Source organism: Halopseudomonas aestusnigri, assembly GCF_002197985.1.
GTDB classification, from domain to species: domain Bacteria; phylum Pseudomonadota; class Gammaproteobacteria; order Pseudomonadales; family Pseudomonadaceae; genus Halopseudomonas; species Halopseudomonas aestusnigri.
This window is the reverse complement of sequence record NZ_NBYK01000015.1, coordinates 46,662-59,909: the sequence shown is the minus strand read 5'-3', so window position 1 is coordinate 59,909 and position 13,248 is coordinate 46,662. Positions and strand designations below refer to the sequence as shown.

The 13,248-nt window shown below is 61.8% G+C and carries 9 protein-coding genes and 1 riboswitch; of the genes, 8 read left to right on the top strand and 1 reads right to left on the bottom strand.

The features are described 5' to 3' along the window. Positions 1-15 precede the first annotated feature (15 nt). Positions 16-219: riboswitch (cobalamin riboswitch) on the top strand. A 126-nt stretch (positions 220-345) separates the two neighbouring features. The 6 genes from B7O88_RS15940 (at position 346) to B7O88_RS15915 (ending at position 10,938) form a co-directional block, all read left to right on the top strand. After that, a complete protein-coding gene (locus tag B7O88_RS15940) occupies positions 346-2,259 on the top strand; it encodes a TonB-dependent receptor domain-containing protein (RefSeq protein WP_088277461.1) in 1,914 nt (637 codons plus the stop codon). 243 nt (positions 2,260-2,502) lie between these two features. Then, entirely contained in the window at positions 2,503-3,942 is a 1,440-nt protein-coding gene (locus B7O88_RS15935) for a Wadjet anti-phage system protein JetA family protein (RefSeq protein ID WP_088277459.1), read from the top strand. Then, positions 3,935-4,609, top strand: coding sequence for a DUF4194 domain-containing protein (locus B7O88_RS15930; protein WP_088277457.1), 675 nt, complete (start codon positions 3,935-3,937; stop codon positions 4,607-4,609). The genes B7O88_RS15935 and B7O88_RS15930 overlap by 8 nt, the downstream gene beginning before the upstream one ends. Next, complete coding sequence (locus tag B7O88_RS15925) at positions 4,600-8,235, top strand: ATP-binding protein (RefSeq protein WP_088277455.1); 3,636 nt, start codon at positions 4,600-4,602, stop codon at positions 8,233-8,235. Before B7O88_RS15930 ends, B7O88_RS15925 begins: the two co-directional genes overlap by 10 nt. A gap of 145 nt (positions 8,236-8,380) precedes the next feature. After that, entirely contained in the window at positions 8,381-10,267 is a 1,887-nt protein-coding gene (locus B7O88_RS15920; protein ID WP_160003204.1) for a PAAR domain-containing protein, read from the top strand. Then, positions 10,264-10,938: a DUF2931 family protein gene (locus B7O88_RS15915; protein WP_088277451.1), complete on the top strand. Its 675-nt coding sequence runs from the start codon at positions 10,264-10,266 to the stop codon at positions 10,936-10,938. Before B7O88_RS15920 ends, B7O88_RS15915 begins: the two co-directional genes overlap by 4 nt. Before the next feature lie 9 nt (positions 10,939-10,947). On the opposite strand, the gene B7O88_RS15910 is transcribed toward B7O88_RS15915, so the two are convergent. After that, the gene (locus B7O88_RS15910; RefSeq protein ID WP_088277449.1) at positions 10,948-11,685 is read right to left on the bottom strand and encodes an NYN domain-containing protein; all 738 of its coding nucleotides are present in this window, start codon (positions 11,683-11,685) and stop codon (positions 10,948-10,950) included. Between the two features lie 184 nt (positions 11,686-11,869). Between B7O88_RS15910 and B7O88_RS18015 the strand changes: the two genes are divergently transcribed. Both B7O88_RS18015 and B7O88_RS15905 read left to right on the top strand, forming a co-directional pair. Next, the gene (locus B7O88_RS18015; protein ID WP_216359016.1) at positions 11,870-12,103 is read left to right on the top strand and encodes a hypothetical protein; all 234 of its coding nucleotides are present in this window, start codon (positions 11,870-11,872) and stop codon (positions 12,101-12,103) included. A 32-nt stretch (positions 12,104-12,135) separates the two neighbouring features. Further along, complete coding sequence (locus B7O88_RS15905; protein ID WP_172409679.1) at positions 12,136-13,140, top strand: Abi family protein; 1,005 nt, start codon at positions 12,136-12,138, stop codon at positions 13,138-13,140. Positions 13,141-13,248: the final 108 nt, after the last annotated feature.

Genomic DNA, 13,248 nt, shown 5'->3' with positions numbered 1-13,248 from the left:
AGCCTAGAGTCCGCCCCACTTCCAGTCGCCTGGGTGTCCGGCCTGCATTGCAGTCCGGGTGAAACGGGAAGTCGGTGAGAATCCGACACTGCCCCCGCAACGGTAAGGAATCGCAGGCCCGCCCTGCCAGCATCATCGAAAATGCCACTGTGCTCTGCATGGGAAGGCGATGATGTGTTGATTCCAAGTCCGGAGACCGGCCCAGCGCGAGTACAGCCACGGCAATGCCGTGCGACTGTCTGCTGAGGTGTCGCGGAGGGCGTCACCGGTCAGCGTGCAGCCGCCGCGCCGTGGCCTGCCTTCTGACTTCCCGCCCTCCTCAAAAGCCGAACTTTTGAGGAATCTATGTACAAGTCACTGCTGATCATTCCGGGCCTGCTGGCCTGCGCCGTTGCCCAGGCCAACGACGCGCTGTCACTCGCCGATACCGTCGTTACCGCCTCCCGCCAGGTCGAAAGTCGCAGCGAAAGCAGCGCGGCCAGCACCGTCTTTACCCGGGCTGATATCGACCGTCTGCAGCCACAGGATCTGCCGGACCTGCTGGCCCGCGTACCCGGCCTGAACGTTTCCCGCAGCGGCGGCACCGGCTCACTGACCAGCATTTTCCTGCGCGGCACTTCCACCACTCAGACGCTGGTTTTGGTCGACGGTCAGCGCATCGCTGGTGCATCGGCAGGTTTCAGCGGCCTGGAGTACCTGCAGATCGATCAGATTGAGCGTGTTGAAGTGGTTCGCGGTGGCCGCTCAGCGCTGTACGGCTCGGACGCCATCGGCGGTGTAATTCAGATTTTCACCCGCCGCGGTAATGGTCAGGGTCTCAGCCCGCGCGTTTCGATTGCAGCAGGTAACTACGGCACCTGGCGTCGCAGTGCGGGCCTCTCCGGCGGAGACGACCGCACGCGCTTCAACCTCAGCGCCGCGCTGGATGAAAACGATGGTTTTGAGCGCACCAACCTGCCGGGCTCGGAAGACAGCACCTACCGCAACAAAAGCGCCAGCCTGAGCTTCAGCCACCAACTGACCGACAGCATCGAATTCGGCATCAGCGGCATGCATCAGGAAGGCAAGAGCGAATACGACTACAACCTCTCACCGGCTGCGTTCGCCTACACCGACTTCAGCATCTCAAGCGCTCAAGCCTACCTGCAGGTGCAAGCAACTGAAGTGTGGCGCACCCGCCTGGAAGCCGGCCACAGCGAAGACCGCCAGGAGAGTTTCGATCCTTACGGCGGATCGGTATTCAACACCTACCGCGACCAGATCAACTGGCTCAACTATCTGACCCTGGGCAACGGCCAAAACCTCACCGCCGGCCTGGACTGGTACAAGGACACCCTGCACAGCTCGAACGACTTCACCAAGACATCGCGGAGCAACAAGGCAGCGTTCATCCAGCACCAGTTTGACAGCGAACGCTTCGGCACAGAGCTGGGCTTGCGTCATGATGACAACCAGCAGTTCGGCAGCAACAACAGCTGGAACGCTGCATTGACTCTGCACGTTAACCAGGCCAATGACCTGATCCTGTCCTACAGCGAAGCTTTCCGCGCACCGACCTTTAACGATCTATACTATCCCGACGATTGCTATCCGGGCTTCGGCTGCACCATCTACGCTGACCCCAACCTGAAACCGGAAACGGCCAAAAGCTACGAAGCCCAATGGCGCAGCCAATTAAGCGACAGCGCGCGGCTCGAACTGTCGATCTATCGTATCGACCTGACAGACGCCATCGTCACCAACTCGGCCCTGGACGGCAACCAGGCAGGCAGCCCGAACCCATTCCAGATGACCAATATCGATGCTGCACGCATCAATGGCTTTGAGGCGGTCTATAGCCAGAAGCTGCTGGATTGGCAGGGCACGGTTTCCTACAGCCTGATCGATGCCCGCAACCGCAGCGGTGGCGGCGCCGATGGCAACCGACTGGCTCGTCGGCCGAAGAATAGCCTCAGTGTTGATCTGGATCGTCAGTTTGGTGACTGGTCGGTCGGCGCCGGCTGGCAACTGGCCTCCGACAGCTACAACGATCTGGCCAACAGCCGCGAGATTCCGGGCTACGGCGTAGTCGACCTGCGGAGTAGCTGGCAAGCCAGCGACAACCTGCGCTTCAACCTGAGCGTGAAAAACCTGCTGGATCGCGACTACTACACCGCCGGCGGGACCGCTTACGACACCAGCTTCAACCAGGTCCCCTTCCGTTACGAAGAAGGCGGCCGCACGCTGCTGCTCGGAGTAACCTGGACCCCGCAGCTGTAAGCGTCACCTGCAGACAATGCCGTACCGACAAGCCCCGCCTCGTGCGGGGCTTGTTTTTGGGAAGGTCGAGTTCCAACTCGGCCTAGGGACGCAGAAAAAGCCTTTGGTCGAGTTGGAACTCAACCCTCCCGGCTTCCGAACCTCCCCCGCATGAACTCCAGCACAACCCGTCGCCCCAACTTGCCGCCCGGCACCGCTGATCAGGCATAATGCGTCCTTGTCCGAACCGGAATTCGACGCCCTATGTTTTTTACCAACGAGCGACTGCAGTTCTTCCGCCCGCTCACCAGCAAATACCGCGAACAGATTGTCGAGTGCCTGCGCCTTCTGCACGAGCGGCTGTACAGCGCCCGCGCCGATTACGGCGAATCACTCAAGCGCGAGCAGGTGCTGGATATCTTCAGTGAAGCGCTGGAACGCGCACCGCTGCTGGAAAGCGACGATGAAGACACCAGCCGCTTCAAGAGCAACCGCGAGCAGGCCAGCTGGATTCTCACCAGCCTGATCGAAAACGGCTGGCTGGAACGTCAGGTGGATCAGGCGACCTTCCAGTCAACCTACCCGTTCAGCCGCATGGGCCGGCTGTTTGCCCAGTCGCTCGCCGAGGCCGACGGGCACAATACCCGCACCCGCCATCGCAACACCCGCAACACGCTGAACGCGCTGTCGGCGTTTGCCGAGCACGGCGAGGTATATGACCTGCTCGACGCCCACGAATACGCTGAACGCATCATCGCCGACTTCACCGACATCATCGCCGAGCTGGAAGAGCGCAAGCGCCAGCTGGTACGCGAGGTCGAGGCGCAGCAACTGGTGCAGCAGGCCAGTGATCAATTCTTCGACTTTATGGAACGTCGCTTCCAGCCCGATCTGGCGGTGCGCCTGTCGGCCGACAGCGTCGAAAAACACCGCGAGCGCATTCAGGATGTGATCGCCCGTATTCGCCGCAAGCCACGCGAGTGGAAGGCCGAGGCCGAGCGCGAGCTGCGCCGCCTGGCGCCGGATTTGCTGGTGGACGAACGCAGCTCGATTCTCTGGCAGTTGCTGGACGGCATCGAAGGCTGCCTGCGCAACGCCGCCGACATCATGCTGCCAGCCCTTCGCCGCACGCTGCAGAGCTTCACCCAACGGGCCGACATCATCATCCGTCAGCTCAGCTACCTGCACAGCCAGAAGCACAGCGATATCGTCGGCCTGTGCCGCGAGCTGTCCGCCCTGCCCGCCGAAGAGCAGGCCAAACGTCTGAGCGCCGCCGGCGAGGAAATGGCGGTGGTCAATCTGGCGCTGGTCGATCCCGGTCAAGTGAAGCTGCGCGAGCGCCGGGAGCGCCCTCCGGTACACAGCCTGATGGAAACCCTCGACGCGCCGGAAGAAGACACCTTGCGCACGCTGGCGGTGAATCAGCTGCTCGACAAGGCCTTCAACGTCAACGCCAGTGGCCTGCGCAGCTACCTGCGCGCCGCCCTCGGCAACAGCAGCAAGCTCAACACCCGCGACCTGCCGGTCAACAGCGCCAACGACCTGCTCGCGCTCAGCCATGTGATCGCGCTGGCCAGCGCCGAACACGCCGCCAGCGGCCTGCGCGTGCGCATCGAGCCGAGCGGCGAGACCATCAGCAACGAAACCTATTTTGATCGCCGTGACGGCTTCATCATCGATCTGGAACATGACGAACATGCGTGACGCGCTGGACCACCACCTCAACGAACGCGGCCTGAGTGCCGAGGACTTTTCCGAGCTGATGATCCGCCTGCTCGACCGCGGCGTACTCTGCCGCGACGAAAGCAACCGCGAGGCCGAGCTCTATGACCGCTACCTGCAGGCCGCCGAGCTGGTCGAGGATTATCTCTCCGTTCTGCGCATCCGCGTGCTGCACGAGCCGCGCTTCAATCTGGTCCGGGTGTTCCCGCCGGGCGCAGAAGTACCCGGTTTGGTCGATGCCGACGACAGCTTCGGCAGCGGCCTGCGCGAGCGCCTGAACCAGCAGGAAGTGGCGCTGATTCTGGTGCTGCGCGCCGAGTACGACAAGGCCCTGCGCGAAGGTCAGGTCGACGAGTTCGGTCAGGTCATGCTGTCGCTCGAAGCGCTCAACCTGAGCAGTCGCAACCTGCTCGGCCGCTCGCTGCCGGAGCAGCAGAGCGAACGCCGCAACCTGCTACGCCGCCTGCGCCAGCTGCGGCTGATTCGCAGCCCCAGCGATGCCGAACTGGACAGCGGCGAAGCCTGGCTGACCATCCGCCCAGGCATCATCAGCCTGGTGACTGACAGCGCGCTGGCCCAGCTCGCCAGCCCCGAGATTGAAAACAGCGAAAACCAGCCGTCCGCCGAGGAGAACAACGGATGTATCTGAAGCGTTCGATTACCGTCAACTGGGGCAACCTGCCGGTCGAAGAGCTGGAATACGGCCCGGTCAACCTGTTCTCCGGCGGCAACGGCTCCGGCAAGACCACCGCAGCGGATGCCCTGCAGACGCTGATGACCGCCGCCCACGACAACCTGTTCAACTACAACCCCGGGCAGGACGAAACCACCCAGCGCGGCCGCGGCGGCAAGCAGGTGCGTACCCTCGCCTCCTACGTGCTCGGCTGTGATGACGGCGCCTACGCCCGCCCCTGGGACACCGACGGCTATATCGCCGGCGTGTTCCACCCGACCCGTGGCGAAACCGCCGAACCCTTTACCGCGGTGATCGGTGTGCGCGCCCATCTCGACGCCGCCGGCAGCAGCCGGCAGGCGCGGCAGGACGAACTGCTGCTGATGATCATTCCCGGCGAGATGCTGTCGCTGTCGCACTTTCTGCGCGAGCAGGAAGACGGCCGCCACGTGATCGCGGTGACCGAACTGCCGGGCCTGCTGCGCAAGCAGTTCAGCGCCCAGCAGATCGAAGTCTACGACCGCAAGAGCGCCTATCTCGCCCGCCTGTACGCCGCCCTGCGCGGCCGCCGCGATGCACTCTCAACCCGCGAAGCCAAGAACGCCGCGCGCACCTTTGCCAACTTCATGGCCTACAAACCGGTCAAATCCATCGACCAGTTTGTCGCCGAGGAAGTGCTGGAGCCGCGCGAGTTTGGCGACACCATCAAGCGCATCCGCGACCTGCTGCGCACCGTGCACGGCATGGAGCAGGAAGCGGCGCGCGTGCGTCAGGCGGTTGAGCTGCTGTCGCTGACCACCAGCCAGACCACCCAGTATCTGGACAGCTGGCTGGAGCGCACCGGGCTGGAGTACGCCGCCGCCGCGCAAGCCTGGCAGAACAACCAGCAAGGCTATCTGGCCGCCAAGCAGGAGCAGCAGCAGCTCGCAAGCCAGCTCGAAGCCCTGCAGGAGGACCAGCGCCTGACCACCGAGCGCCTGGCACAGGCCCACCACGAACTGGTGCAACTGGAAGCCCGCCGCCAGGGCATTCCGGCGCTGCAGAACAAGGATCAGCTCGAACAGCGCCAGCGCCAGCTCAGCGAGCAGCTGCGCAGCGCCGTGCCCGGTCTGCTGACCCAGGCCCATCAGCGCGACCGCAACCTGGTTGCGCTGCAATCCGCCGGCGCCCTGCTCGCCCAGCACAGCCTGAGCCAAGCGCTTCCGCAGCTGGCCAGCCGCGGCTGGCGCGAGGCCAGTGCCGCAGTGCTGGCCGCCGAGCGCGAACCGGTCGCCGACCTGAATCAACTGCTGGCCCGCGACTGGATCGACCTGACCCCGCTGGATGCCGGCCTGGATGCCATTCGCAGCCAGCAGCGTGCGCACAACCAGCTGGCTGAGCGCCTGCGCGAGCAAGACAGCGAAGGCGCCAGCCTGCTGCAGCGGGTCGACCGGCTGGTGCAGGAGCGCAGCAGCGCACTGAATACGCTGGATCGTCAGGTCAGCCAGATTCGCCACCAGATCAGCACCCTGCAGAGCAGCCGCGTGACCTACCCCGCGTATGTCGAGGAAGCGCTACTGGCGATCCGCAAGCAATGTCCACAGGCCGACCCGCGCGTACTCTGCGACCACGTCGAAGTACTCGACCCGGATTGGCAGATGGCGATCGAGGGCTACATCGGCGGCAGCCGCTACGCCATTCTGGTCGAGCCAGAATATGAAGCCGACGCCATCCGCATCGTGCGCCAGATGAACAGCCGCGAACGCAACCGTGCCCGGGTGATTCAGGGCAGCAAGGCCAAACAGGACGCCGAACGCATCAGCCTGCCAAACGACTCGATCCTGCAGGTCATGCGCTTCAGCCATCGCGTCGCCGAATACTACCTGCAGGCGTCCTACGCCACCGTGGCACGAGTGGAAGACGCCGGTGCCCTGCGCCAGACCCGCCGCGGCATCACCCGCGACGGCATGGGCTCGGGTAACTACGCGCTGTTCCGCTGCGACATCGACGACAGCCAGCTGGTATTCGGCGCCGCCGCCCGCGAACGCAACCTGCGCGCGCAGGAGCAGCGCCTGCACGATCTGGATCTGCAGCAGCATCAGCTGCGCCGCGAACTGGAAGCCCTGCGCGAGCTGGCCCGCCAGCTCGGTCAAATTGCGCCGCTGGAATACGCTGCCCGCGCCAGCGAGCTGCTCGATAGCCAGCGCCAGCTGCGCGAAGTCGAACAGCAACTGGAAGCGCTTGATCTGGGCGCGCACCACGATCTGGAATCCGAACAACAGCGCGTGACCCTGCGCCACCGCGAGCTGGAACTGCACGGCAAGGAACTGGACGTGCAGCTTGGCCGCCTGCAGGAGAAGCAGGTCAGCATCGGCCAGCGCATTACCCACTTCGCCGACCAGAGCGATGCCCTGCTCGACGCCCGCGACAAGGCCGAGCAGTATCTTCTGGATGCTGCCGCCAAGGTCCCGGGGCTCGACCCGCAGGCACGGCTGGAACAGCTCGACGCCATGCTGGAGCAGCGTGGTGGCCAGTTCGACTTTATCGCCGACGCCCAGGCGCTGACCAGCAGCCTGCACCGCCAGGTCGCCGACCTGCAGCGCGCCATCGAGTACTACAACGAGCAGGCCCAGCCCGCCGATCAGGTGCTCGCCGACACTCCGGCGGAGCTGCACAGCCTGGCGTTCTTCCGCCATGTCGGCGCGCTGCACCAGCAACTCGACAACCTGCACAACCGCCTGCGCAACAACGTGCTGCTGGCCAAGCAGGAGCAGCTCGCCAGCCTGCGCGACAGTTTCAACACCACCTTCGTCAGCGACCTGTGTCACGAGATTCATCAGGCCATCAATGACGGTCGCCGCACGCTGGAGCAGCTGAACAAGGAGCTGGAGCACCACCGCTTCGGCGCCGACCGCGAGCGCTTCCAGTTCGACTGGGACTGGCTACCCGAGTACAAGGCCTACTGGGAGTTCTTCCGCGAACTGATCCAGATGCCGAACCTGGGCGATGGCACCAGTCTGTTCGACGACACCCTTTCCGAGCGCTCGGCCGCGGTGCGCGATCAACTGCTCGCACTGCTGCTCGATGGCGACGAACAGCAGGCCCTGCGCGAGCTGGAGCGCATCAGCGACTACCGTCGCTACCGCCGCTACGACATTCTCAAGCACCCGGAAGGCAAGTCGCCGATCCGCCTGAGCGAATACGGCACCGGCTCCGGCGGCCAGCTGGAAACCCCGGCCTACATCATCCGCGCCGCGGCGGTAACCAGCGCCTTCCGCTTCAACGAGGGCGACAGCCACCTGCGCATGGTGATCGTCGACGAAGCCTTTATGCACATGGATGAAATCCGTTCGCGTGAAGTCATCGCCTACCTGACCGAAACCCTCGGCCTGCAGCTGATCTTCATCATGCCGACCAGCAAGGCCGGCCCCTTCCTGGAACTGGTCAGCAACCAGTTTGTGTTCAGCAAGGTGCCCAGCAGCCAGCCGGTCGGCGAGCTGAACACCCGCGTGCTGCTCGACCGACAGCAGCTCAACCGCGAACGCGTGGCCGAACTCTGGGCCCAACACCGCCGGGTGATCCGCCAGCAGGGCGCGCTGGAGTTTATGGAAGACGTGATCTGACCCGTGAATGCGTTGCCGGCCAGCCCGGCAACGCATTGCGCCGGCAGATGCCAAGCACCGCACATTCCCCCGCATCCTCAATTGTCCGACCCGCCAGCGCCCCGCAGGATCAGCGCAGGAACACCTGCAGCCAGAGGGAATTGGCATGTCCGGCAAACCCGCCGCCCGCCTCGGCGACCCCACACAATGCCCGCAGACCGGCCACGGCAGCCAGCGCCTCGTCAGCGGCGCCACGGACGTACTGTTTGACGGCAAGCCCGCAGCCCGCTTGGGCGACACCAGTAGCTGCGGCAGCCCGCTCAGCAGCCAGCTCATCAGCAACGTCCTGATCAACGGCCGCCCCGCCGCCGTACTCGGCAGCGTTGGCGCCCACGGCGACCGCATCACCTCCGGCTCCCCGACCGTTCTTATTGACAATCAATCTGGCAGCGCCGAGAGCCGTGCGGCTCAAGCCATGATCATCACCGGCCTGGTGCGCACCCTGCAGGCGCTGTTTGACGTTCCAGTGCAGCCCGGCGCCAGCAACGCCGTGCCGCTTGAGCGTGAGGAAGAAGAGGAGGAAGAGGAAACCGAGCTGCCGCAGAAACAGCGCATCACCCTGCGTGTCGGCATGTTCTTCGACGGTACCCTCAACAACCTGCCCAACGCCGCCCTCACCGCCCAATGCCGCCGCGAAGACCTCGCCCAACTCGGCCCCGACGGGCTCGAAGCCGTCACCCGCTTCTGCGAAAGCCAAGGCTATAACGACAGCGATAGCGATGCTTTTTTTGATCAGCGGCCGGATAACAGCTATGGAAACGAGTTGAGCAATGTGGCGTTGTTGTTTCGTTTGTACCGTGACGACTCACAGAGACAGATAGAACCAGCCACCACGCAAGCCTGCGTAAAGGTCTATGTCGAAGGTGCCGGCAGCAAGGCTGGCGAAGAGGACGCCACCATGGGCATGGCGTTTGGGCAAGGTGAGACTGGCGTTGTTGAGCGGGTTGAGCAGAGCCCTGTTCTCCTAAAAAGAATGATCGACAACCTGCGCTATCGGAATCCGGAACTTGTGATTGAAAACATCGAGTTCGATATCTTCGGCTTCAGCCGGGGAGCTGCATCAGCTCGCCACTTCGCCAACGAGGTGCTGAAAACGGATAACGGAATTCTCGCCACCAACCTGGATACCCAGCCCCCCGCGTTCGCTCCAGACTTCTCCATCAAAGACAGCATAAGCATCAATTTTATCGGCCTGTTCGATACCGTAGCGGCAATAGGCGCCCCTACTCAAGGCCACCTCAGCGTGGGCGACGACTACAACCCGGGCGTCAATCTGCACCTGCCGCCCCGCTGCGCCCGCAAGGTAGTGCACCTGACCGCTGCCGATGAACACCGGCACAACTTCAGCCTGAACCGGGTAGACAAAGCCCATGAAGAACTGGTGCTACCCGGCGTCCATTCAAACCTGGGTGGCGGCTATCCAACGCTTACCTATGAGCGACTGCTGCTGGGTAGCCCGGTATTTTTCCTTAGTGATGACTACCCCCTAGACGGCCTGGCACGACAAAAGCTAGTTCGCTCCAGAGCGTGGCTGACCAGACAGCACGAAGAAGCCCTTTTCCGCGAGCGAGGGCTGCCAGGCGACGGACGCCTTATCCTTCACGAACGGGCTTTACGGCGTATGCCAAAAGCCCGTATTTTGCTCGGCCTTTCAATCGAACGTACCGTCAGGGGTGAGCTGTCCCGCGTATCACTGAAAGTGATGCACGCCAAAGGCCTCGCCTACGGAGTGCCGTTCGACACAATTAACGAGCATGACGCCCGCTTCACCATACCCGCAGACTTAAAGCCTATCGCAGACAAGGTGTATGCCGCCGCTATGATCGGCATCAGCCCTGCTCTGAGTAGAGACGAACAGAGGTTCCTGCACAGTCGCTATATTCACTGCTCGGCCAACTGGAACCCTGTGAAAACCTTTATGGCCAACAAGCCACGCGATGGCTTCACTCGAGCTATTTATCCCGACAAGAAACAAAAGGGATACCCCGTATGATCAAGCATCTCGCGGCGTGGCTGACTGTCCTGTGGCTGAGCGGCTGCTCCAGCCACACAAGCTTGGCGCCTTTCCCACCCAAACCGGATCTCCCATACCGCGCCTGGTACGTGGGCTTGCAGGCCCCCGACTATATGGAAGCCTGGGTCGAGCAGATCGACCTGACCGATGTAAACGACTTGATGTATGAAGATGTGTTTGGCGGAGTCGCCTCAACAAGAACACCTGCCGACAATCGAGGTGACGCACGCGGCTGGCCTGAGAACCCAGGGCCGGGCTCAAGCTTCCCCATGACCGGAATCGACCTACCCGCAAAGGTCACCGTTCGTTGGCAATCTCTGGCAGAGCCCCAGGTGTATCGCGCTAGTTTTAACCTGTCCCAGGCCACGAGAGCAGAAATGGTCAAACCGCGAAACGCCTACTGCGCATGGCGAGACGAACATGAAATCCAATACTTGGATACCATCGCTATAGGCGTTGCCCCTGGCGGAGTAGTGAAGGCCTGGCTGGTGGGCCCCTGTCTGGACGCAGTGGAAATCGCCCACGTCCAAGGCGAAATAAACCCCGTCGGCCCCTACAACGGCAAATCCAACGGCGAGTTCTACCGCCCACCCAGCCCCAACGCCCAGCACTATATCGACACCCACGGTATTCCGTTTGGCAGCTGGTAACCGCCTGCGTCAGCCCTTCTTGCCCGGGCGCTGGTCCTTGACCAACAGCAGGTTGTTTTCCCGTCGCAGGGTGAACAGGCCAATACCTTCCACCAGCCCACTGAACTTGCTGTAGCCATAGTTGCGCGGGTCAAACTCCGGCATCTGTTTGGCCAACTGGCTGCCAACCGGGCCGAGATTGGCCCAGCCGTCATCGTCGGAGGCCGCTTCAATTGCCTGACGCAACAAAGTGCAGAGCTTGGCGTCCTGTCGCAGCTCCTGAGCAGAGCGGCGCTGAATAACCGTTTCGGCATTCTCCGGATGCTGGGTAAAGATCTCGGTGTAGATAAAACGGTCGCAGGCGGCGACGAAGGGCTTGGGCGTTTTCTGCTCGCCAAACCCATACACCACCTTGCCCGACTCACGCAGGCGCGCGGCCAGACGGGTGAAATCACTGTCGCTGGAAACAATACAGAAGCCGCCAAGGTCTGCCGAATACAGCAAGTCCATGGCGTCGATGATCATCGCGCTGTCGGTCGCGTTCTTGCCGGAGGTGTAGGCAAACTGCTGAATCGGCTGAATAGAGTGCTCCAGCAGCGAGGCCTTCCACTTGCCCAGACTCGGCGTAGTCCAGTCGCCATAAATGCGCTTTACGCTCGCCACACCCAACTTGGCCACCTCGGCCAGCAGCCCTTCAACAATCGCCGGATTGGCGTTGTCGGCATCAATCAACACGGCCAACCGTGTCGGTTCCATCTGTGCTGCCATGCGCTTCCCCTATCACGTCCCTGCGAAATCGCAGAGCCCCATCATGCTGGTGCCAACAACCATTAAGCAACCGCACACCAGCAACCGGCCTGCGCTTTGCGCTTTACCCTGGCTATCGTTGAGCCTTCGCTCTACCCGGCACCGCAGCGCCGTGTAGCCACAACAAGTACATCAGTACATGGACATGAAGTCGCTCAGCGAGCGGGTTTCAACCCTGTATAGCGCGTGGAATGACCTGTTGATCGGAGGCAAACCATGCAGCGATGACAACATCCTGCATGAAGTCACCCACAACTGGCACGACAGCAAGTCTGAATGGTGTTCCGAGCTTCCATCAATGAAGCAGCACGCAATCCTGACACCTACCGGTTTTGGCAAACGCACCAACGGAGGCACACTCCGGTTACCGAACATCTGAACGCCACATCATAAGCACAGGGAGTGCGCCTGATGGCTGCATACAGCAAACCCTGGATGAGTTACCAGGAGCAGCTTGATCTATTGGTTAATCGAGGGATGAAGGCAACCGACCCAGAAAAGGCGCTGGATTACCTTGAACGGATCGGCTGCTACCGGCTGAGCGGGTACTGGTTCGCTTTCCGTGAACGCACAGAAGTCTGCTGCCCACTCGACCCGCAAAACGGCAGAAAACCCAGAAAGGTAAAGGAAGACCGGTTGCCGCTCGATGAATTCAAATCCGGGACAACCTTTCAGAACGCAGTCGACCTGTATGTGTTCGATAAAAAGCTGCGACTCTTGGTGCTGGACGCGCTGGAGCGCATCGAGATTGCCCTACGCGTTGACCTCTCCCATCGGCTGGGCAAGTACCACCGATTCGCCTACCTGCAACCCGAGCGGTTTCACGAAAGTTTTTCCTGCAAGCTAGACAGCAAAACCGGGCTTAGCCGACACCATAGCTGGTTGAACAAACATGCAACACTCATCAACCGCTCCAAAGAAGACTTTATTCGGCATAACAGGGACAGATACGGCCTGCCTCTCGCCGTTTGGGTTGCCTGTGAAGTATGGGATTTTGGGACGCTATCGACGCTGTTTGGAGGCATGACAGAAACGGACCAAGACGCTATCTCATCAGAATACGGCGTCAGCAACGGTCGCATCTTCGCCAGCTGGCTCCGTAGCCTGAACTATCTGCGGAGCGTATGCGCCCACCATAGTCGCCTGTGGAATCGCAACATTATCGACCAGCCCAAATTACCTGCCAAAGGCGAAGTCGCTGCGCTAGACAGCTTCATCGGCAATCCCCACGCAATCGCAAGACCCTTCTTGCTACTGTGCATCACACATCACCTGATGACGGTCATAAATCCTGCATCGAGCTGGGGAGCAAGGCTGAAAGCATTATTGGAGAATGACTTCCCAAACCTGACGCATCTGGACCTTGGGCTGGAGCATATGGGCGCGGACGCCGGTTGGCAGTCGCGGAATTGGTAAATGTCAGGCAATAAAAAACCCCTGAGCAATATCAGCGCTGAAGCGCATCAACCGACAGGGGCCGTGTTGCAGACGATTATAGGCATCAGCTCTGAAGCGTCAACCCAA

What these genes read in the sequence shown, in the direction of transcription:
- B7O88_RS15940 (WP_088277461.1), top strand. Translation starts at nt 346, where the DNA reads ATGTACAAGTCACTGCTGATCATTCCGGGCCTGCTGGCCTGCGCCGTT.
- B7O88_RS15935 (WP_088277459.1), top strand. Translation starts at nt 2,503, where the DNA reads ATGTTTTTTACCAACGAGCGACTGCAGTTCTTCCGCCCGCTCACCAGC.
- B7O88_RS15930 (WP_088277457.1), top strand. Translation starts at nt 3,935, where the DNA reads ATGCGTGACGCGCTGGACCACCACCTCAACGAACGCGGCCTGAGTGCC.
- B7O88_RS15925 (WP_088277455.1), top strand. Translation starts at nt 4,600, where the DNA reads ATGTATCTGAAGCGTTCGATTACCGTCAACTGGGGCAACCTGCCGGTC.
- B7O88_RS15920 (WP_160003204.1), top strand. Translation starts at nt 8,381, where the DNA reads ATGTCCGGCAAACCCGCCGCCCGCCTCGGCGACCCCACACAATGCCCG.
- B7O88_RS15915 (WP_088277451.1), top strand. Translation starts at nt 10,264, where the DNA reads ATGATCAAGCATCTCGCGGCGTGGCTGACTGTCCTGTGGCTGAGCGGC.
- B7O88_RS15910 (WP_088277449.1), bottom strand. Translation starts at nt 11,685, where the DNA reads ATGGCAGCACAGATGGAACCGACACGGTTGGCCGTGTTGATTGATGCC.
- B7O88_RS18015 (WP_216359016.1), top strand. Translation starts at nt 11,870, where the DNA reads ATGAAGTCGCTCAGCGAGCGGGTTTCAACCCTGTATAGCGCGTGGAAT.
- B7O88_RS15905 (WP_172409679.1), top strand. Translation starts at nt 12,136, where the DNA reads ATGGCTGCATACAGCAAACCCTGGATGAGTTACCAGGAGCAGCTTGAT.